At 63.6% G+C, this 20,190-nt stretch carries 12 protein-coding genes and 1 tRNA gene; 9 read left to right on the forward strand and 4 right to left on the reverse strand.

Translation table 11 applies throughout. The features are described 5' to 3' along the window. Positions 1-12 precede the first annotated feature (12 nt). Positions 13-1,308 (forward strand): MFS transporter, encoded by a 1,296-nt coding sequence (locus ACP2YP_RS37345; protein WP_426421289.1) that lies wholly within the window; start codon positions 13-15, stop codon positions 1,306-1,308. A gap of 205 nt (positions 1,309-1,513) precedes the next feature. Beyond that, positions 1,514-2,611, forward strand: coding sequence for a glycoside hydrolase family 3 N-terminal domain-containing protein (locus ACP2YP_RS37350; RefSeq protein ID WP_426421290.1), 1,098 nt, complete (start codon positions 1,514-1,516; stop codon positions 2,609-2,611). 267 nt (positions 2,612-2,878) lie between these two features. On the opposite strand, the gene ACP2YP_RS37355 is transcribed toward ACP2YP_RS37350, so the two are convergent. Further along, positions 2,879-6,493, reverse strand: a complete 3,615-nt coding sequence (locus ACP2YP_RS37355) for an autotransporter domain-containing protein (RefSeq protein WP_426421291.1) — start codon at positions 6,491-6,493, stop codon at positions 2,879-2,881. 187 nt (positions 6,494-6,680) lie between these two features. Here ACP2YP_RS37355 and ACP2YP_RS37360 point away from each other — a divergent pair, with 187 nt between their 5' ends. Together ACP2YP_RS37360 and ACP2YP_RS37365 are read left to right on the forward strand one after the other, a co-directional pair. Next, on the forward strand, positions 6,681-7,865 hold the full coding sequence (locus ACP2YP_RS37360; RefSeq protein WP_426421292.1) for a TIGR03032 family protein: 1,185 nt from the start codon (positions 6,681-6,683) through the stop codon (positions 7,863-7,865). Between the two features lie 282 nt (positions 7,866-8,147). Continuing rightward, positions 8,148-9,920: a tetratricopeptide repeat protein gene (locus tag ACP2YP_RS37365; protein ID WP_426421293.1), complete on the forward strand. Its 1,773-nt coding sequence runs from the start codon at positions 8,148-8,150 to the stop codon at positions 9,918-9,920. Between the two features lie 80 nt (positions 9,921-10,000). Here the strand turns inward: ACP2YP_RS37365 and ACP2YP_RS37370 are convergent, their stop codons facing one another. Continuing rightward, positions 10,001-12,334: a putative bifunctional diguanylate cyclase/phosphodiesterase gene (locus ACP2YP_RS37370; RefSeq protein WP_426421294.1), complete on the reverse strand. Its 2,334-nt coding sequence runs from the start codon at positions 12,332-12,334 to the stop codon at positions 10,001-10,003. Positions 12,335-12,535: 201 nt separating this feature from the next. Between ACP2YP_RS37370 and ACP2YP_RS37375 the strand changes: the two genes are divergently transcribed. The 5 genes from ACP2YP_RS37375 (at position 12,536) to ACP2YP_RS37395 (ending at position 17,994) form a co-directional block, all read left to right on the forward strand. Beyond that, complete coding sequence (locus ACP2YP_RS37375) at positions 12,536-13,972, forward strand: hypothetical protein (protein ID WP_426421295.1); 1,437 nt, start codon at positions 12,536-12,538, stop codon at positions 13,970-13,972. A gap of 26 nt (positions 13,973-13,998) precedes the next feature. Continuing rightward, the gene (locus tag ACP2YP_RS37380) at positions 13,999-14,325 is read left to right on the forward strand and encodes a cupredoxin domain-containing protein (protein ID WP_426421296.1); all 327 of its coding nucleotides are present in this window, start codon (positions 13,999-14,001) and stop codon (positions 14,323-14,325) included. 159 nt (positions 14,326-14,484) lie between these two features. Then, positions 14,485-15,375 carry an ABC transporter substrate-binding protein gene (locus ACP2YP_RS37385; protein WP_426421297.1) on the forward strand — a complete coding sequence of 297 codons (891 nt, stop codon included), beginning with the start codon at positions 14,485-14,487 and terminating at the stop codon, positions 15,373-15,375. Between the two features lie 407 nt (positions 15,376-15,782). After that, positions 15,783-16,601: a pentapeptide repeat-containing protein gene (locus tag ACP2YP_RS37390; RefSeq protein WP_426421298.1), complete on the forward strand. Its 819-nt coding sequence runs from the start codon at positions 15,783-15,785 to the stop codon at positions 16,599-16,601. 61 nt (positions 16,602-16,662) lie between these two features. After that, positions 16,663-17,994, forward strand: a complete 1,332-nt coding sequence (locus ACP2YP_RS37395) for a hypothetical protein (RefSeq protein WP_426421299.1) — start codon at positions 16,663-16,665, stop codon at positions 17,992-17,994. Between the two features lie 69 nt (positions 17,995-18,063). Here the strand turns inward: ACP2YP_RS37395 and ACP2YP_RS37400 are convergent. After that, positions 18,064-18,140, reverse strand: a tRNA-Arg gene (locus tag ACP2YP_RS37400). Positions 18,141-18,301: 161 nt separating this feature from the next. Continuing rightward, positions 18,302-19,831: a sensor histidine kinase gene (locus ACP2YP_RS37405; protein ID WP_426421300.1), complete on the reverse strand. Its 1,530-nt coding sequence runs from the start codon at positions 19,829-19,831 to the stop codon at positions 18,302-18,304. Between the last annotated feature and the right edge of the window lie 359 nt (positions 19,832-20,190).

Here is a 20,190-nt window from a genome sequence, read left to right on the forward strand (position 1 = left end):
CCGGTAAGTAACATGCCCGAAGCCTCTATTCAATCCTCCCCCGTCTCGCCGCGGCCGTTCGGCCGAAACTATGCCTTCGTGGTCGTCGCCGTGATCTTCCTGGCGCTGCTGGCCTCGGCCGGCCTGCGTGCAACGCCGGGCGTGCTGATGCTGCCGCTGCAGAAGGCCTTTGGCTGGGACGTCGGCGTGATCTCGTCGTCAGCGGCGGTCGGCATCTTCCTCTACGGCCTCGCGGGGCCCTTTGCCGCAGCGGTGATGCAGCGCTTCGGCATCCGCCGCACGGTGCTGGGCGCGCTGGCGCTGATGTCGGTCTCGACGGCTATGAGCTATTTCATGACCGCGCCCTGGCAATTGTTCATGAGTTGGGGGCTGCTGTCCGGCATCGGCTCGGGCGCGGTCGCCAACGTGCTCGGCGCCACCATCGTCAATCGCTGGTTCACCACCAATCGCGGCCTCGTCATGGGGCTTTTGACCGCGAGCACGGCCACCGGCACGCTCATCTTCATGCCGGGCCTCGCATCGCTGGTCGAATGGGGCGGCTGGAAGCCCGTGGTGCTGACGGTCGCCGCATGCTGCGCGGCGCTGATTCCGCTGGTGTACTTTCTGGTGCCGGAGCGGCCGGCGTCGGTCGGCCTGCGCTCCTACGGCAGCACGCATGACGACCATCCGGCACCGCCGGCGCAGGGCAATCCGTTCGTCGCCGCGATCGGCAACCTCGTCCGCGCGGCGAAGACACAGACCTTCTGGTTCCTGTTCGCGACCTTCTTCATCTGCGGCTTCACCACCAACGGCCTGGTTGGCACCCATCTGATCGCGTTCTGCGGCGACCACGGCATCTTCGAAGTGCAGGCCGCGAGCCTGCTGGCGCTGATGGGATTCTTCGACCTGTTCGGCACCACGCTGTCGGGCTGGCTCACCGACCGCTTCGATCCGCGCAAGCTGTTGTTCTTCTATTACGGCCTGCGCGGGCTGTCGCTGATCTACCTGCCCTACTCAGATTTCTCCTTTGTCAGCCTGTCGGTCTTTGCCGTGTTCTACGGTCTCGACTGGATCGCGACGGTGCCGCCGACCGTGCGCATCGCCAATGAAGCCTTCGGCGACAAGAACGCGCCGCTCATCTTCGGCTGGGTGGTCGCCGGCCATCAGCTCGGCGCCGCCTGCGCCGCGTTCTTTGCCGGCTTCATGCGCTCGTCGCAGGGCGATTATCTGCAAGCCTTCATGATCGCGGGTGTAACCGGCATCGTCGCGGCCGTGCTGTCGCTGATGATCGGCCGGCGGCCGGCGCAGCCGGCGCTTGCTGCGGCGTGAAGATTGCGCGCCGGCAAGGCGATCAACCTTGACCTTGCCGGCGCAGCTTCGCGTGACGTTTGATTTGATTATTGATTCCGTTGAGGAAATTTGGAATATTGCGGCAACGAGGCGGGCGGCTCGAAGGCTCGCGCAGGGGCTGACTGTTCGCGTTGCGTCCGGCTCCATCTCACTCAACCGAAACGACCTGTGGCGGCCCCGGCGGATGAACGATTCCCTCCTTTCAACGGTCGGTGACCATTTCTTCATTGGGCTGCGGCCGACCAGCGTCCTGGATGACCGCGACCGCGCGCTGCTGCAGGATCTCCGGCCGGCCGGCGTCATCCTCTACAAGAGCAATTTCCGCCACGATCTGCCATATCGGGACTGGCTGTCGATCCACCGGGACCTGATCGCCGCGATCCGCGACGCCTCGCAGCGCGACAAGCAGTTCATCGCCATCGACCATGAGGGCGGACGCGTGTGCCGCACGCCGCCGCCGATCACGCGCTTTTCCTACGCGGCGCGCTGGGCTGGCACTGCGGAGCAGGTCGGCGACGCCATGGGCGTCGAGCTCGCCTCGCTCGGCTGCAATCTGAATTTTGCGCCGGTGCTCGACATTCACAGCAATCCCGCCAATCCCGTGATCGGGGAGCGCGCCTTCGGCCGCACGGCTGACGACGTCATCAGGTCGATGCTCCCGTTCACCAAGGCGATGGAACGCCGCGGCGTCCGGGCCTGCGGCAAGCACTTTCCGGGGCACGGCGATACGCAGGTGGACTCGCACCACGAATTGCCGGTGCTCGACCTCGACCTCGACCAGATTAAGGCGCGCGAGCTGCTGCCGTTTGCCGCCGCGATCGCTGGCGGCATCGAGATGATGATGACGTCGCACATCCTGTACCGGAAGCTCGACGCCAACGATCCCGTCACGCTGTCGCGCGCGATCACGCACGGGCTGTTGCGCGAGGCGATGAATTTTCGCGGCGTGATCGTGTCCGACGACGTCGGCATGCGCGCAATGGCGGGCCGGCTCGACGCGCCGGATTCCGGCGCACGCTTCATGGAAGCCGGCAACGACATGCTGATGATCTGCTCGCATCTGACCGATACCGAACGCGCCCGCGGCCTCGCCCGGTCGATCATCAACGGCGTGGACCAGGGTAAGCTCGATCCCGCGGTGCTGGCGGCATCAAGCCAGCGCGTCCACGCGATGCTGGATCGCACCGCGCAAAACACGGTGTCGGAGCTATCAGGCGAGGTGCTCGCCCGCCATCGCAGCGCCGGCACCCAGTTCGACGCGGCGACCGTCGAAGTCGTGTAGGGCGGCCCAGGCAGCGTCGGCTCGCCTTGACTGAAACAAGGGAAAACCGACCTCGCCAATCTGACTGACGATGCCTTCAGCCATATGATCGAAACCTGGAGCGTTCAGATCGATCGGTGGTTCCTGAGCAACTAGGAATTTGCCCGGTTTCGTCCTGACGGACACCCGTCGCTGTCGCTGACACACCTGAGCCAGGGATCGCTGAGCCAGGGATCGCTGGGCCAGGGATCGCTGCCGTCGTTGCGCGAGCCCTCAACGCCCACCGGATCACCAAGCCACGCGCACTGTCCCGGTGCCGGCATAAGTGTTGCTGCGGCCGGCGAACTCGCCGTCGAACTTGGCGAGGAACGACACGCCATTGGCAAGGCGTACCTCCGCCCCGGCGGAAGCGAGCGCGGCGTCCTTCGCTTGTGCCGCGCCGTTGACGATGAAGCTCGCGCCGGGGAGGGCCTGGAACACGGCCGTGAGCGAGGGGTCGGTGATCCAGTCGTGCGCCCAGGCAAGCCGGCCGCGCAGCGTGACCACCGCGGTGGCGGTGATCGGCGCGACATGATCGAAGCGCGCGCCCATTTCGCTGCGGGTGTCGGTCGCGGTGCGGCCGTTGAAGGCGAGTCCGAAGCCACCGCCGGTGAGATCGACCTCGGCATAGGTGGGCGTGCGGAAGCTCTGCGCCTGCAAGGCGGCATAGGGCGCAATCCCCGTCGCCGCCACGCCGAAGCGATAGCCCGTCTCAATGCGCCCGCCGACGCTCTGCGCGTTGAAGCTTGCGGTGAGATGATCGGCGAGCGCGGCGAAGCGGTCGGTCGAGGTCCAGTGCTCGGCGAACGCAAGCGCGGCCGCCACGTAAGCCGGACCCGAGCGCGCCACGCCATAGACGCCGGCCTGGAACGCGTCGCTCTTGCCGCCGCCCAGCCCCTGCGCCAGGTCCCACTTGGTGCCGCCGCCGGCGAGCGCGAAGCCGAGCACGGCGTCCGGGCTGACGTGATAATCGAGCCCGGACGCAACGCCGCCGGCCCGGGCGGTGAGATCGTGGCTGCCGACCACGAGCGGATCGCCGCTGGTCTTGTTGGTGCCGCCGAAGGCGCCAGCCCAGGCGGTCCAGCGTTGCTCGAAAGTGACCGGCGTGGCGTTGGATGCGGGCGCCTTCATCACCTTGGCGTATGCGAGGGCGATGTCCTCGGGCAGCGCCGCGCGCTCGGGCGCAAAGCCGGTCGCCGGCCCGCCGATACCAACGCCGCCGCGGCCGTCCAGGGACGGATCGAGCATGATGCCGAGGAACTGATTGCCGAGCTGGAACGCGCCCTGCTGCGCCCCGGTCGAGGCCTGGCCCGAAAGCAGCGTCAGCGCGTTGCCGAGGTTGGCGCCGGTCAGGCCGAACACGGGCAGGAAATTAGGCGGCAGCGCACCGCCGTTGTTGAAGTAACCGTTAATCGCCCCAGCAACATTCTGCTGGTTCTGATTGAGCCCGCCGCCGACGCCCAGCGTCGCGGTGAGGTTGAGGAACACGTCGGTCGCGGTGTAGCTCAAGCTTTCGCTGAACCCGGCCCCCAGGTTGCTGCTCAGGGAGCTGAGCGTGCCGATGCGGCCGCCGCTCGCGTGCAGGATGTCCCAGCTCCTCGCCACATAGCTGCCGGGCGCGAACACCGCCTGCACGCTGCCGCCGGTCAGCGTCGCGGTGCCTCCGACATTGGCGCTCGATGCGCTCGCCGGACTGACCTGCACGAGATAGAGCGCGCCGGATTGGAACGCGAGATTGCCGGAAACCGTCATGCTGCTGCCGGCGACGCCGGAGCCGGGCGCGAACGTGCCGCCCGCTGCCACGCTGACGTTGCCGACCGTGCCGGTGCCGGCGAGCACGCCGGCGGTCACGGTGAAAGCCGCGTTGCTCAGGCTGCCGTTGACGACGAGCGTGCCGCCGCCGACGGAGAACGTGGTGATCCCGGTGTTGGTGCCGGTGAGCGTCCAGTTGCCGGCCTCGGTCTTCTCGCCGGCCTCGAAGGCGACGAGCTGGCCGACATTGAAGCTCCCCGAACCCGTGCCGCTGAGCGCCAGGGTGTCGATGCCCGTGCCGCCGAGCACATTGCCGTTGATGACGGCGCCGGTCTGCAACGCGAGGCGATTGGCGAAGGCGGTCGCCTGGTCGAATTGGACGGCGCCGCCGGCGCCGCCGTTCAGCGTCCCGGCCACCGTCACGGTCGCGGGGCCGCCTTTGGTTTCGATGGCAAACTGGGTCGCGCCGGTGCCGGTGCTGCTCACGGCGCCTGTGGCGGCGACCGTGATGGCGATCGCGCCGCCGGTGCTCGCCGCATAAATTCCGTCCTGGGCGCCGGTGACATGGCCGTTGGCGGTAATGGTGAGCGCGCTGGCGTTGTTGTTGCGCGCTTGAATGCCGTTGTAGTGGCCAGTGACCGTCGCACCGGCGCCGGTGGTCACACTCAGATTGGTGCCGGCGGCGCTGTTTTGTGCATCGATGCCGTTACTCGACATGCCGGTGACATCGCCGTTGGCGGTGATGGTGAGCGCACCGGTGCCGTAGTTGCGTGCACGAATGCCGAGGGTCGCACCGCTGACCGTCGTACCGGGGCCGGTCGTCACGTTGAGATCGGTTCCCGCGCCGGGGAAATTGATTGCGTAGATGCCAATCCCACCGGTGCCGGTGACATTGCCGTTGGCGGTGATGGTGAGCGCGCCGGTGCCGATATTGCGTGCAAAAATGCCGTAACGACCGCCGCTCACCCTCGTGCTGGCCCCGGTGGTCACGCTGAGAATACTGGCTGCGCCGTAGTTTATCGCGACGATGCCGCCATTGGCGCCGGTGACATCGCCGTTGGTTGTGATGGAAACCACGCCGGTGCCTCGGTTGCGCACATCAATGCCGTAAAGGCCGTTGCCGCCGACCGTCGTGCCGGCGGCGGTGGTCACGCTGAGACCGGCGGCCCCGGCGCCGGTGCTAGCGCGGATGCCACTGTCGTTGCCGGTGACATCGCCGTTGGCGGTGATGGTCAGCACGCCATGGCCGTAGTTGCCCGCCCAAATTCCGTAATTGCCGCCATGAATGCCGCTGACCGTCGTGCCGGCGGCGGTGGTCACGGTGACGTTGCTGCTATTGGTGCTAGAGATATTGAACGCGTGGATGCCACTGCCGGTGACATTGCCGTTGGCGGTGACGGTGGTCGCGCCGGTGCCGTAGTTGCTCGCATAAATGCCGCTGACCGTCGTGCCAGCGGCGGTGGTCTCGGTGATGCTGGTGCTGGTGCCAGAGCGATTGACTGCGTTGATGACGCCGCCAGTGACATCGCCGTTGGCGGCGATCGTGATCGCGCCGGTGCCGTCGTTGCGCGCATTAATGCCGTACTGACGGCCGCTCACGGTCGTGCCCGTGGCGGTGGTCACGGTGATATCGTTGCCCGAGGTGCTATTTCTTGCGTAAATGCCGCTATAGCCGCCAACGCCGGTGGTGCCGACATTGCCGTTGGCGGTGATGGTGATCGCGCCGGTGCCGTAGCTGCGTGCATTGATGCCGAAATAGGCGGCGCTGAGCGCGCCATTGCTGTTGATGGTGACGCTGCCGCCGCGGACATAAAGCGCCGCGAAGTAGGCAGTGACCGGCGAGGCGTGGATGTCGGTGTAGGAAATGGCGCCGGCGCCGGAGATCGTTATGCCATTGCCCGTGGCGGTGTTGACGCTAAACCCGGGAAGGGTCGAGACGGTGGCGTTGTTTTGGAAGATCGTCTGCGTGGTGGCGTTGGCGCCCGAGCACTGGTAGGTCGAGCCGCCGCTGTTCACGCAAGCCGCGTAGGCGCGACGGCCATAGCCGACGACCGCTGCCACCAGCATGCTGCCCGACAGCAGGGCCCGGCGACGCAACGCGCTCGCTGACATTAATCTTCCAATTCCCAGCCCTAAGGCTTCCTCTAGCGAAGCCATTGATTGCAAAATTCCAGCCGTCCCGCCCGAAACTTTTTGCGTGGATTAAAGTCGGCCACGAACTGTTGTGAAAAACACACACTTGCGTTCCCGGATGAGATTCAGCAAGCCGATGAGGCGGTGGCACCAGAGGGAACAATAGATGGACGAGCGGAACCGGGAACCGTCATCCGGCTTGCGTGACGAAGACGGGCCGGCGCCAGCCGCTCCTCGGGCGAGCGCCGAGATCGCGCCGGCCGAACCGCAGACCACACCGGCCGAAGAGCGCGTCACCTATTCGATGTCGCCAGGCCTGTCCGCTTTCCTCGGCGCCGAGCGCATCGCGCTTGCGGTGTCGTCCTATCAGTCGGGCAAATTCTACCTCCTCGGGCAGAACGTCGATGGCGGGCTCCTGGTTGACGAGCGCTTCTTCCGCAAGGCGATGGGGATTTGCGTTCCCGACAAGGACACCATCCTGCTGGCGACGCTGTTCCAGATCGTGCGATTCAAAAACGTGCTGGAACCGGAGCAGCGCATCAACGACCTGTTCGACGCCTGCTATGTGCCGCGCGAAATTTTCGTGACCGGCGAGATCGATGCGCACGACGTCGGCGTCCTCAAGGATGGGCGCGTGGTGTTCGTCAATACGCTGTACAATTGTCTCGCCACGCCGTCCGAGCGCCATAGCTTCACACCGCTGTGGAAGCCGCCCTTCATCTCCAAAATCGTCAAGGAGGACCGCTGCCACCTGAACGGCCTCGCCATGGCAGACGGCGTGCCGCGCTACGTCACCGCCGTGAGCCGGTCGGATACCATCGATGGCTGGCGCGACCGGCGTGCCGGCGGCGGTGTCGTCGTCGACGTGCAGTCGGGCGAGATCGTCATCGGCGGCCTGTCGATGCCGCACTCGCCGCGGATTTATCGGGATCGCCTCTGGCTGCTGAACTCGGGCACGGGCGAACTCGGCTGGATCGAGCCCGGCGCCGGCTCGAGCCCGGGCAAATTCCACAGGCTCGCCTTCTGCCCCGGCTTTTTGCGCGGGCTCGCCTTTCACGGCAACTACGCCTTCGTCGGGCTGTCGAAGCCGCGCTACCAGCGTTTCGAGGGGCTCGCGCTCGACAAGAAGCTGGAGGACGCGGATTCAGAGCCCTGGTGCGGCGTGCAGGTGATCGATCTCGCCAGCGGGACGTGCGTCCATTGGTTCCGCCTCGATGGCGCGGTGGCGGAGCTCTACGACCTTGCCGTCGTGCCCGGCGTGACCCGGCCGATGGCGCTTGGCTTTGCCAGCAACGAGATCCTCGGACTGATCACCCACGATCCGCTTGCAGATGGCGTGATGCCGAGTTGATGCAGCAGGCGGCGGAGACGGCGAGCGGCAGCTCCTTGTCTGGACACAAACTACGGCGCCATTCGCCGGTGCCCTTGATCTCTGACAAGGAATTCGCGGCTGGCGCTGACATTCCTGCGACGTGAGGCAATGGGACAGCCTGTGCGGGGAGGCCGAAACCTTCGCGCAAGCTCGCCCTGTTGAAGTCGAATCAACCGCGACGCCAAAGAGGCGGGGTTGCGCCCGTCAGAAGCCGCTGCCGCCACTGAGGTGACGTTCGCCATGAACGGGACTTGAGCAGCGATGAGCACAGCAGCCGCTTTCTGCGACGCGGGCCTTGCGCATTTCAGGGACGGACGGCATCTCGACGCGCGTGCCTGCTACCAGCAGGCCCTCGGAATCGATGCCGAGCACCCCGACGCCCAGCATCTCATGGGGCTGCTGTTTCTCCAGGCCAGGCAATACAACGATGCGCTGCAGTGGATCGTCCGCGCGATCCAGCGTGCACCGAAGCCCGAATATCTGGCGAGCTTCGCAACGGTCCTGCAGCAGTATGGGCGCTGCGACGAAGCACTCAACGTCCTCGACCAGGCGATACAGCTTCGGCCTGACGACGCCGAGCTGTGGCGGCAGCGTGGCGACATCTTCATTCAGCTTGCGCGCCTGGATCAAGCTCTGCCGAGCTTTCAACACGCGCTCAAGCTCAATCCACATCATCACGACGCCCTGTATAAGAGCGGGGTTCTCCTCCACAAGCTCGGACGGAACGAGGAGGCTATCGCCTGTCTTGACCTCAGCCACAGCCTGTTCCCCAACCATGCCCCGACGCTGCGGACTCGCGCATGGGTTCTCTACTGCCTGAAACGGTTCGAGGACTCCGCGACCGACGGCGGGCGGGCGCACCAGCTCGATCCCAGCAATGCCGAGATCTGCAATAATCTGGGTCTTTCGTTGCGGCGGCTCGGCAGGAATGAAGAGGCGCTGGCATGGTTCGACAAAACCATCGAGATCCAACCGCGCTTCGTGGATGCCTTCGACAACAAACTGGTCGCGCTTTTCCACCTTCATCGCTTCGACGAGGTCTTCGCGCTGTCCGATCGCATGAAGTCACTCGGGCTGAATAATACGGTGACAGAGTGGAATGTGTCGCTGGTGCACCTCCTGACAGGCAATTTCGAAGCCGGCTGGCTCGGACACCAGACCCGTTTGAAACTGCCTTCGGCAAGACACCCTCAGTTTCAGCAACCGATGTGGCTCGGTGGTGAAAGCATAGAGGGAAAAACGATCCTTGTCGCGGCGGACGAGGGACTAGGCGACACCATTCACTTCGTCCGCTACGTCCCCATGCTGGCGGAGCGAGGAGCACGCGTTGTTCTCGTCGTTCAAGACCCGCTGCATCGGCTGATGTCGACGCTGAGCGGTGTATCCCATTGTGTTCCGAGGTCGGCCATGGGCACGCTGCCGGCTTTCGATTTGCACTGCCCGATATCCAGCCTGCCGCTCGCCTTCAAGACCCGTCTCGATACGATCCCCTCGGGACCGTATCTGCCCTCCCCTCCGGACAGCCTAGTTCAGGCCTGGGAGGATCGTCTTGGTCCTCGCACCAGGCTCCGGGTCGGCCTGGTCTGGTCCGGCGATCCATTCCACGTGAATGACGAGACCCGCTCGATTCCGCTGCGAACGCTGACCCGTATCCTCGACGTCGATGCCAGCTTCGTCAGCCTGCAGAAGGCCCCGCGCGCGAACGATGCGGCGGTGCTGCTGGACAGAAGCGACATTGTCGATTTGACCGCCGATCTCACCGACTTCGTCGAGACCGCGGCGTTGATCGCCTGTCTTGATCTCGTGATCACGGTCGACACCAGCGTTGCCCATCTCGCCGGCGCGCTTGGCCGTCCGACCTGGATCCTGCTGCCATGGACGCCCGACTACCGCTGGCTGCTCGATCGCGCGGACAGCCCCTGGTATCCGAGCGTGCGCCTGTTCCGGCAGACCGAAACGCGTGAATTCGAGAGTGTGCTTGACCGCGTACGGGACGAATTGCGGGCGCTGAGCACTTTAATGCGCCCGATATGAATCATGTGACGTGCATCTTGCTGCTTTTCGGCAGAACCGGATCTTGAGGTCGCAAGCGAGCCGGCGGTTGAAAAGGACGACTAGGCCACAGCCTGCACCCGTTTCTGGAAACCATCCAACAGTCGGGCAATCTCGCTGGCCGGCACGGGCTTGCTGTAGAAATATCCCTGCACCTCGCTACAACCTTCCTCGCGCATCCTGTCGAGTTGCTCCTGGGTCTCGACGCCTTCCGCCGTTGTAGTCATGCCAAAGCTTTGGCCGAGTCCGGCGACGGCTCGAATAATTGCAATGGAGTCGGGTCTGTCGATGAGGTCGCGGACGAAGCTTTGATCGATCTTGATCTTGTCGAACGGGAAACTGCGGAGATAGCTCAATGAGGAATATCCGGTCCCGAAGTCGTCCATCGAGATCCGGACGCCCAGGGTTCGCAACTGATGCAGCGCCGCGATGGTTGCATCGTTGTTGGTCATCAAGACGGTCTCGGTAATTTCCAGCTCCAATTGATCGGCAGGTAACCTGGAAGCGGCCAGCGCGGAGACGACAGCGGCTATCAGCGAATTGTTGCGGAACTGGACCGGCGAGACGTTCACGGCTACGCGCAATCCGGCTGGCCATCTCATGGCCTCGCTGCAGGCCTGCCGGATCACCCACTCGCCTATTGGGACGATGAGACCGGTCTCCTCGGCCAACGGAATGAACTCATTTGGCGGAATTCTGCCGCGAACAGGATGATTCCAACGCAGCAATGCTTCGAATCCCGAGATATTGTCCTGCGCGAGGCTGACGATGGGTTGGTAAAAGACCTCGAATTCGCCGGCCGGCAAGGCGTTGCGAAGATCGAGCTCGAGCACGCGGCGGGCCTGGGCCTTGACGTCCATTTCCGCTTCGAAGAAATGGAATCGAGCCCGTCCATCTCCTTTTGCGCGATACAGAGCCATGTCGGCGTTCTTCAACAGCTGATCCGCGTTGTCGCCGTCATCGGGCGCAATGGCGATGCCGACGCTTGCTCCGATGACAACATGATGATCGCCGAGCTCGAAAGGCACGCACAAGACTTCGACGATGCGGGCAGCCAGGGAGGCCGCGGCTGCCATCGACGCGTCCGGACCGAATTGCACGATCGAGAATTCGTCGCCACCGGTGCGGGAGATCACATCTCTGTCGGACGCAAGGGCGCGCAACCGGTCGGAGACGGCACACAAGAGCGCGTCTCCGACCGGATGACCGAGGGTGTCGTTGACAGTCTTGAAATGATCCAGATCCAGGCACAGCACGGCGGCGTTGCCGCCGCGCCTGACGGATTCCAACGTTTTCTCGATATGCGCGCGCAATTGGACCCGGTTTGCCAGCCCGGTCAGTGGATCGTGATGCGCCAGGAACGCGATCTGTTTTTCTGAATTTCGCTTCTCGGTCACGTCCATGTGGATGGTGACGGCGCCGCCGGTGCTAAGCGGCGCTTTGGTCACAGCAATTATCCGGCCATCCTGCAATTGATGTTCGAAGGCGGCGTCGGTCGACTGACGTGCCAGCGCCAGTTCTTCTTCGACAAAACTGCCGGTATTCGCCACGGATGTCCCGTTCTCGGCGCGGTATTCGAGAATGGCTCGAAGCGAGGTACCGGGTTCGGTCAGTTCGAATCCAAGGCCGTACATGGCGGCAAACCTTGCATTGCAGACGATCAGCCGCTGCGCCTCATCGAACATACTAAGGCCCTGCGGCATGCCCTCGAGCGCAGTGTAAAGGCGGTCGCTTGACCGCGCATTCAGCGAACCGATCATGCGGTGGATCGCGTATAGCATCAGCCCGGCCAGCATGATGCTGATCGCGGTCGAACCGAACAGAAGCAGGTCGGATTTGCGGGAAAATGCTTCGATGTCGTCGCGAGCCTGCAGGCCGACGTCCGAGTTTCTCTGGTGCAGCCGCTCCATTCGCTGCTGGATCTCGGCGATCCGATTCTCCAGCTCTGGAGCGTCCATTGCCGCACTGAGAAGATTGGCAATGCTCGCCCTGACGCTCTCGCCATCGGCGCGGGCGCGCGGGGAGCTCGACCTTTCGATCGCTACGTCCATATCATCCAGCACCGCTTCCAGCAGCTCACTGGCCTTTGCAGCCTGGCCGGGCTCGGCTGCGCGCAAGCGCTCGTCGACATAATGCTGAAACGCGATCTGGGCGAGGCTGACATAGTTGGTGGAGATGAATGCGGTGTCGTAGATCGTCGCTGCGTAGTCGCTGATCGCGCGTTGCTGATAGCGGGCGAACAGGCCGATCATCAGATTGACCGCCAGCAGGCAGATCGTGATGACGAGAAACTGCCGGCGAAAGGAGATCGCGTCTCGTTCACCGGAGCGATCGGCATGCAGGTTTCCGTGAGGCCGCGCGCTCATCGCACCCACGTCAGTCTCGGCAGAGGTCACCTCGCTCCCCCTTGGGCATTGGCGAACCGGCAGAGGCTAGCCGCCTTGTATTAAGGCGAGGTGGACACTCAACGCTGGGCCCAGGTGGAACCGGCCAGCGGTCCAAGTGCGCGCGGAAACGTCTTTTTTGACGGATCATTAACCATATTCGGCTTTTGTTGGCATCGCGACCTTGTCCATTTGAGATCGAGAATGCGGAACATGTTTTTGGACTTGTTGCGCAGGACGACGGCGCGGCATGCGGCGGTGCAGAAGGCCTCAGCGTGCGCCACCGCATGGCACCTGTGGTCGCTTCCTGGTTTTCCGGGTGGGGGGTTGCTGATCCTGCCGCTGGTCGCGCTGTTGGCGATTGCGGTGACGACGCGGCCTGCGCTCGCCGTTCCCTCCTTCGCGATCCAGACCGGCCAGCCTTGCGCCGCCTGTCACATCGGCGCATTCGGCCCGCAATTGACCCCCTATGGCCGCGACTTCAAGCTGCACGGCTATACTGCCAACGACGGCAAGGATCATGGACTCCCTCTGGCGATGACCGTGCAATCCTCCTTCACCCACACCGTTCAGCCGCAGCCCGGCGGGGCGGCGCCCGGCTTCAAGCCGAACGACAACTTCGCCATCGATCAACTGTCGCTTTACTATGCAGGACAGATTGCACCAAAGGTAGGCGGCTTCATCGAGTTGAATTACGACGGCGTGGCCCAGCGGGCCGCCCTCAACAATGTCGATATCCGCTACGTCACCGAAGGCCAGTTGTTCGGCCAGGACGTGCTCTTGGGCGTGACGGCCAACAACAATCCAACGGTACAGGATCCCTGGAATTCGACGCCGGTGTGGGGGTTTCCGTATAATCGCTCCGCGCTGGCCCCCACGCCAACGGCTTCAGCACTGGTCGACGGCGGTCTCGGACAGCGCGTCGCCGGCGTCGGCGTCTATTCGCTCTGGAACGACTTCCTGTACCTGGAGGGTGACGTCTACAGGGGTCTCAACGCTCCGACGCTGAGAGCGCTGGGCCAGGTTCCCGATGACGGCGACCAGACCGCAAGCTTTCTCCCCTATGCCCGCGTTGCCATGCTCAAGGATTGGGGCGACAAGCGTCATCATCTGGAGATCGGCGCCTATGCACTGTCCGCCAATGTCATTCCGGGCGGCGACCAGACCCTCGGCTTCGCCGTCCGCAAAAGCGACGTGGCGGTGGACGCGACTTACCAGTTCATCTCCGATCCTGCCAAGGTGACCAGCGACAGGCTGTCGGCGCATGCGACCTACATCCACGAGACCGCCAGATTGGCCAGCGAAGGACTGGAAGCGACGGGGGCGCTCGCCGATCATTGGCTCGACACGATGCGCTTCGATGTGTCCTACAGCTTCGCGGCCACTGTGACGCCGTCCGTCCAATATTTTCGCACCGTGGGCACCGCAGATCCCAACTACTGGGCGACCGCCAACGGCAGCCCCAATTCCGACGGCATGATCTTTGAGGTCGCCTATGCGCCTTGGGGCAAGCCGGATTCGCCATTTCAGAACATGAATGTGCGGCTCGCCGTTCAGTACGTCAACTATTTCAGCTTCGACGGCAGCTACGCGGACGCCCACAGAAACAATCACTTCTATTTCAGCCTCTGGACAGCGGTGAAATTCTAACGGCGCCGGTCATCGAGGGAGTCAGCATGTCGCTTCGCCTTTCAATCGCCATGGCCATTCTGATGGGACTGGTCGTTGCCGTGCCGGCAGCGACCACCATCACCGTCATCCAGCGCGGACTGGCCTTGAACATGGCATCGGTCTCCCTGGGCAAGGGCGACCGGTTGAGCTTCACCAATGACGACGACGTCATACACAACATTCACATCTTCGGGCCCGGCGACGATGACAGTGTCGACCTTGGCCTGCAGAAGCCGGGCAAGCTATTGAGCTACAAGTTTGACAAGTCGGGCGCCTACAGGGTCCGGTGCAACATTCATCCATCCGTAAAAATGGCCGTAACCGTGAAGTGAGGGACTGGCACGCATCGTGCCAGACGAACGGTCGGGCGCGCCGATACCGCAGGGCCGGTCACCCTGCCGTCGGCGGCTGGAACCAACTACCAAGGTGGTGCCACTCTCGTTCGCGCGTGCTATTGTTTTCGCCGAGTTAGTCTCGGGAGAACCACACTCATGAAGCGCATCGGCATAGTCGTTGCCGGTTCGGCATATCCGATCGAAGGCTTCAGAGCGGGACTCGCTGACCTCGATTGGGTGGAAGGCGAAAGCATCCGATTTGAGATCCGAGCAGCCGAAGGACAACTGCAGCGGCTGCCTGAATTTGCTACCGAAATGGTGAGCCTGGGTGTCGACCTCATCGCCGTCATCGGAGCGGTGACGGTGCGAGCGGTTCGCAAGGCTACCTCGACCATACCAATTGTATTCGCAGTCGTGGTCGAGCCGATCGGCGACGGCTTGGCCATCAACCTCGAGCATCCCGGCGGAAACGTTACAGGGGTCACTACCTTTGATCCGCGCCAAGCCACAACACAATTGCAGTTTCTCAGGGCCGTGAATCCTGGCCTTGAACGTGTCGCTGTCCTAAGCGATCTCGGCGTTTCCGACTGCATGTCGAATTCGAACCGGGAAGCGACGTTGGCTCTACAGCTACGCCCGCAAGTCATCCGTGTAGAGGCACCAGCTCCGGAATACGATAAGGCCTTTGCGGCGATGGAGCGGGAGCACGCCCAGGCACTGGTCGTTCTTGAGGAGCCAATCAACCAGGCTTGCCGGAAGGAGATAGCCGATTTGGCCGTGGCCCACCGCTTACCCACGGTCTTTCCGATATCAATGCTCGACGCGGGAGGCCTGATCGCTTACGGCACTAATCTGCGCAAGGCGACGCGATACATGGCGGGCTATGCCGACAAGATCCTCCGAGGCGCCAATCCAGGCGACTTGCCGATCGAGGCGGCGTTATCCCATGAACTCGTGGTCAACCTTCGGACTGCCCAGCGACTTGGCGTTACCGTACCATCCGAGGTGGTTGCGCAGGCCCACGAGCTTATCCCGCTGGATTCCTGAATGTGCGGAGCCGGCAAGCCGAACCCGGGGTTATGGTGACAGTGCACTCAACTCGAACAACTTGACGGGTTGAATCGAAGGACCGACCGACTTTGGCGCCAATAGCGGATTCCGAAATGGCGCGCCACAGCCGATGAAGATGGGCACTACTGCTTCGCCGTGGCGCTATGAGGGGGGCCCGGTTGCGCGCTCAAATCGCCAGGACTGCGATAGACTGCGATCCGGCACTTCGCCTTTCGCGAGCAGCTTTCCTTGGACGGGGCGATCACGGGCATTGCGAGAACCGTAATCCGGTTTCATACTCTCAGGTAGCCCGGAGGCGCACCTCGACCGGCTAACGTGACGGTGCGACCGACCCGATAAATGCAAGAGACAATACCGGGTTACTGGAAAGCGGAGAGACAGCGATGCTGTTTCGTCTCGCGTTTGCTCTTGTGTCGATGGCGGCGCTATTGGTTAATCCCATCGACGCCGTGTCGCAGGACATGCTGCGCAGCGTCGACCTCAACAGCCCCGAAATGTCGACATCCGAGATGACGCGGGTCGAGGTCGAGACGCTTCTCAAGGCGGCGCCTCAAGATGCCGCGGGCCAAAGCTCTGCGGATTTGCAGGGAAAGCGGCTGTCGCACCTCGATCTCTCGGGGCTCGACTTCTCCGGCAGCAATCTCCGGCTCGTCAAGCTCAACCGGACCAGCCTGAAAGGCGCAACCTTCGATCGTGCCATCCTCAACCAGGCTTGGCTGATCGACGCGGATTTGACCGGGGCGTCTCTCGTAAAGGCATCACTCCTCGGCACGCAGATGCAGCGCGCCAAGCTTGGCGGCGCCGATTTGAACAGCGCTCGCATAACCGCGGATCTTTCTGGTGCCAGCTTGATCGGAGCTAAGCTTGCTGGCGCCGATTTGAGCGCTGATATGCGCAACCAATCGATGGGCTTGATGCGTGGCGTGCTCAAATCCGCCGATCTCAGGAATGCCGATCTGAACGGCGCCAATCTCGCGCGCGCCGATCTCGAATTCGCGCAGCTGCAGAACGCCAATCTGGCGAATTGCAATCTTAGCCGTGCCGACCTTTCGGGAGCCGACTTGTCCAACACCAATCTCGCAGGTGCCGATTTCACCGAGACCGACCTCGCGTCGGCCCTCTTGCCGAGCGCAGCCGCGCTGGAAAAGGCCCGCAATCTGGACAAAGCCAGGAACTTGAACCTGGCGCGGCGCCCACCTTAGTGATCGCAGTGATCCGAAACCTGGCATGACACCCATATTAACTGTGCCCGCTAATGGAAAATTGGCGCAGCGCCGCATAGGAATCCGCCACAGGAGGTCAAGGATGCTCATTGCGGTCTTCACGACGTTCGCGGCCAGCCGCAAGGTGCCTCTTGTCGACGTCGTCGAGCGGGCTCACCAGGCCTTCATCGATCAAGGCTTCGGCGAACCCGCCATCCGGTTCTCGATGTCCGACCCACCCAACAGCGCCGAGATCAGCGCCATCGTGCAGATCATGGGCACCAAGCGCGTATCGAGCATCGAGCGCGTGCTCAAGCGTTGGCCTGAGCTGGAACGTTTCGCCCGCATTGTCGGACCCGCCGCCCGCGGCCACACGCGGGCGATGTCGAACGTCACGGAGCGCGGCGCGATCGAGCCGATCGATTTTGCAATCATCAAGGAGATCGCGCGCGGCGTGCCCCGGTCTTTCCCATGTCACGGCGTCGGGTTTCACTTCTCCGCGTCGGGATTTTCAGAAGGGCCGGAACTGCCGCCGGCCGCCGATCCGCGGACCATCAGCATGCTGGCGCGCGCCGGCGTGGATGTCTTCGCGGGTCAACCGACCTCGGCCGGCATCAACGTGAGGGATTCCTGGTGGGTCAACGGCCGCCAACGATCCGTGGCGGCGCTGCGCCTTGTGGAGGCCGATGCAGCGGCGAAAAAGCTCCCTCCTCCACCAGCCAACGTTGCCGGAGTCTTTGCCGCATGCGGCAAGGTCCGCAAGACCATGCAGGTGCCGTTCCAGATGTCGCAGCCGGGGACTCCGCCCGCCGCTGCTCGGGGCATCGCGGGATCGGAAATGGGTGAAGCCATCCGATCTGTCGTGCGCGCCTATCGTGAGAGAATGACCGAACTCTTGGAAACGCTGCCGCACGATCTGCCACATCAGGAAGACCGCTCGGCAGAAATCAGCCCAACAGCTACCGGGATCCCTGCGACGGGTCCGAAGAAGCCGGCGCTCGTCGAGGCCTTCGCACCACTCGGCTATGACTGCCGCGGCGACCATGCCTCGTTCAAGCTGCAGCGGCGGACGCCAAAAAACCTTGCCGTGCACGTTCACGTCGACATCGGAGGCTGGGGCAGCACTGTCAACGCCTCCATGAAGGTGATTGGCCTGGCCGATGACCACGGCTTCAAGGCGGCGCTTAATCTGCCGCTCTCGCGCCAGGCCGCCCGAGGTATGGTGGGAGGGGGCGAATTTGTCGGTCAGTTTCCGATCGGCGGGGCAGAGCGATGGCGACAGATCGTCGAAAATCTCGCGGCGCTGGTCGGCTCCCTCGACCGCAGTTTCGTAGCCGAGATCGAGGCGATATCCGGGCCGTCGCCGGAGTGGTTTCGGCCGGAGACGGCGTAGATTTTGCAATTTGCCGCATTTGCGCAGAAAGGGCGGAAGAAGGTCGCTAAGTCGTGCTCTGGCGTAGAATGGCGCGCCCGGAACGATTCGAACGTCCGACCCTCAGATTCGTAGTCTGATGCTCTATCCAGCTGAGCTACGGGCGCGTTTTCGCAAACAGCGCGGGCTGGGCCCGCAAGCAGCCTCCAGACAGCGCCGGAGGGGTGCGAAAGAGCGCTCTGACTAACCGCTCTTGTCCCGATTGGCAAGGTCCGGGATGGGGAGATTTTGCAGGGAGATGACGGTTTTTGTGTCGGCCTTTGGCCGACTAGGCCCGCTGCCGCTCGTTGCGGATGGAGAGGAGTTCCACGGGACGGTCGGGCATGACGATCCGGAAGGTGGCGCCGATGGTGCCTTCGACCAGATGGATGTCGCCGCCATGGGCACGGACCAGCTCGGCGGCGATGGCGAGGCCCAGCCCGCTGCCGCCGGGACGGCCGGAGGTCTGGAACGCCTCGAACAGATGCTCCCGGGTCCTCTCGGGCACGCCCGGGCCGGTATCGGAGACCTCCAGGATGGCGACCGCGCCTTCGCGCTTTCCCGTGATCCGGATCTGCTGCGGGCCGCCGTCGCCGGAGGCATGGCTCTCCAGCGCCTGGGCGGCGTTGCGCACCAGATTGAGCAGCACGCGGAACAACTGGTCGGGATCGGCATCGACCGCGAGCCCACGCTCGATCGCGGCGACCCAGGCAATCGAGACGTCATTGCCAAGACCGGCGGTCTCGCGCACCTCCAGCACGACCGGCTCGACCAGCATCATGCGGCGGTCGGGCGCGGCCTCCTGGGCGCGGCCGTAGGACAGCGTCGACTGGCAGAAGGCAATGGCGCGCTCGAGCGAGCGCACCAGCTTTGGCGCAAAACGCTGCACCCGCGGATCAGGCACGCTGGCGAGTTGGTCCGACAACAGCTGCGCCGAGGCCAGCAGATTGCGCAGATCGTGGTTGATCTTGGAGACGGCGAGGCCAAGCGCGGCGAGCCGGCTCTTCTGATGCAGCATCGACATCAGGTCGCGCTGCATGTCCGATAATTCGCGCTCGGCGACGCCGATTTCGTCGCTGCGCTGGCTCGGCACGATGATCCGGGCCGAACTTTCGGGATTTTCGTGGAATCCGACCAGGCTCGCGGTCAGCCGCCGCATCGGCCGCACGAAGAGATAATGGAGCGCGAGATAAACGAGGCCCGCGGTCAAAACGCCGATGATCAGCGCGACGACCACGACGTTGCGGGAGAAGCGGTACATCGACTGCCGCAGCGGCTGATCGTCGGTGACGATCTCGATGAACTGGGCGTTGCCGACGCCGGGGCCGACGATGCGGATCGGCTGGTTGCCGGTCTCCAGCATCATCTGGAACGAGCCGGTGATGGCCTGCCATACCGTCAGGTCGCGCAGGTCGATGTCGTGCTCGATCGTGGCGGGCAGATTGTCGCTGGCGAGCAGGCGGCGCTGCTGGCCCATCTTGATGGCGACCGCGCGCGCATTGATGCTTTTCAGGATCTCTCGCGACAGCGAATCCGGCACCATGCCGAGCGGCGCCGCATCGAGCACCAGCGCCGCCGTGTTGGCCGCGGCAACGCGGTCGTTGAGCCGGTTGACCCAGAAGTTGGCGATCGCGGGCACATAGAGCAGGACGGCCGCGATCATCACCAGGGGGACGGTCAGCAGCAGCAGTTTTCCGGACAGGCCAAGCCCACCCGGCCCGCGCGAGCGCGTCACCGGCTGGTCCGCTGGCCGATCCGGATCTTGATCCGTATCTCGATCCAGATTTTGGGTCGGCTGCTGGAGGTCTGTCGCTACCACGAAATTCGCCCCTGCTGGCCTTCTGATAGAGTTCGACTGATGGAGGATGCGACCCGCCCCGGGGGGCGGTCAAATTACGGATCGCTAATCTGCCAAGGTGGGATGTAGGCGCTGATATCGCTAATCGCCACCTCAAGGGTTAAAAACCCCGAGGAAACAGTGATATTCACCGGAACTGTGCGGTCCTGCGGCGTTGACGAAAACAAGACGCTCGCATATAAGCCGCGCAAATTGTCCGCGATGACCCGGTGCGACACCGGGGAGCGGCTCTTCTGGGGCCGGAAATGGCTCATTTTGGGCCGCATCTTCCGGACTTTATCATCAATTCTACAGGCAAATTGCCCGGTCAGCGGAGAAAA

Source organism: Bradyrhizobium genosp. A (assembly GCF_049949275.1).
In the GTDB taxonomy this organism is placed as follows: Bacteria; Pseudomonadota; Alphaproteobacteria; order Rhizobiales; family Xanthobacteraceae; genus Bradyrhizobium.

Excerpts from the sequence above, each read along its gene's own strand:
- ACP2YP_RS37385 (WP_426421297.1), top strand. The coding sequence starts at position 14,485 with ATGAAGCGCATCGGCATAGTCGTTGCCGGTTCGGCATATCCGATCGAA.
- ACP2YP_RS37345 (WP_426421289.1), top strand. The coding sequence starts at position 13 with ATGCCCGAAGCCTCTATTCAATCCTCCCCCGTCTCGCCGCGGCCGTTC.
- ACP2YP_RS37350 (WP_426421290.1), top strand. The coding sequence starts at position 1,514 with ATGAACGATTCCCTCCTTTCAACGGTCGGTGACCATTTCTTCATTGGG.
- ACP2YP_RS37360 (WP_426421292.1), top strand. The coding sequence starts at position 6,681 with ATGGACGAGCGGAACCGGGAACCGTCATCCGGCTTGCGTGACGAAGAC.
- ACP2YP_RS37365 (WP_426421293.1), top strand. The coding sequence starts at position 8,148 with ATGAGCACAGCAGCCGCTTTCTGCGACGCGGGCCTTGCGCATTTCAGG.
- ACP2YP_RS37355 (WP_426421291.1), bottom strand. The coding sequence starts at position 6,493 with ATGTCAGCGAGCGCGTTGCGTCGCCGGGCCCTGCTGTCGGGCAGCATG.
- ACP2YP_RS37375 (WP_426421295.1), top strand. The coding sequence starts at position 12,536 with ATGTTTTTGGACTTGTTGCGCAGGACGACGGCGCGGCATGCGGCGGTG.
- ACP2YP_RS37380 (WP_426421296.1), top strand. The coding sequence starts at position 13,999 with ATGTCGCTTCGCCTTTCAATCGCCATGGCCATTCTGATGGGACTGGTC.
- ACP2YP_RS37390 (WP_426421298.1), top strand. The coding sequence starts at position 15,783 with ATGCTGTTTCGTCTCGCGTTTGCTCTTGTGTCGATGGCGGCGCTATTG.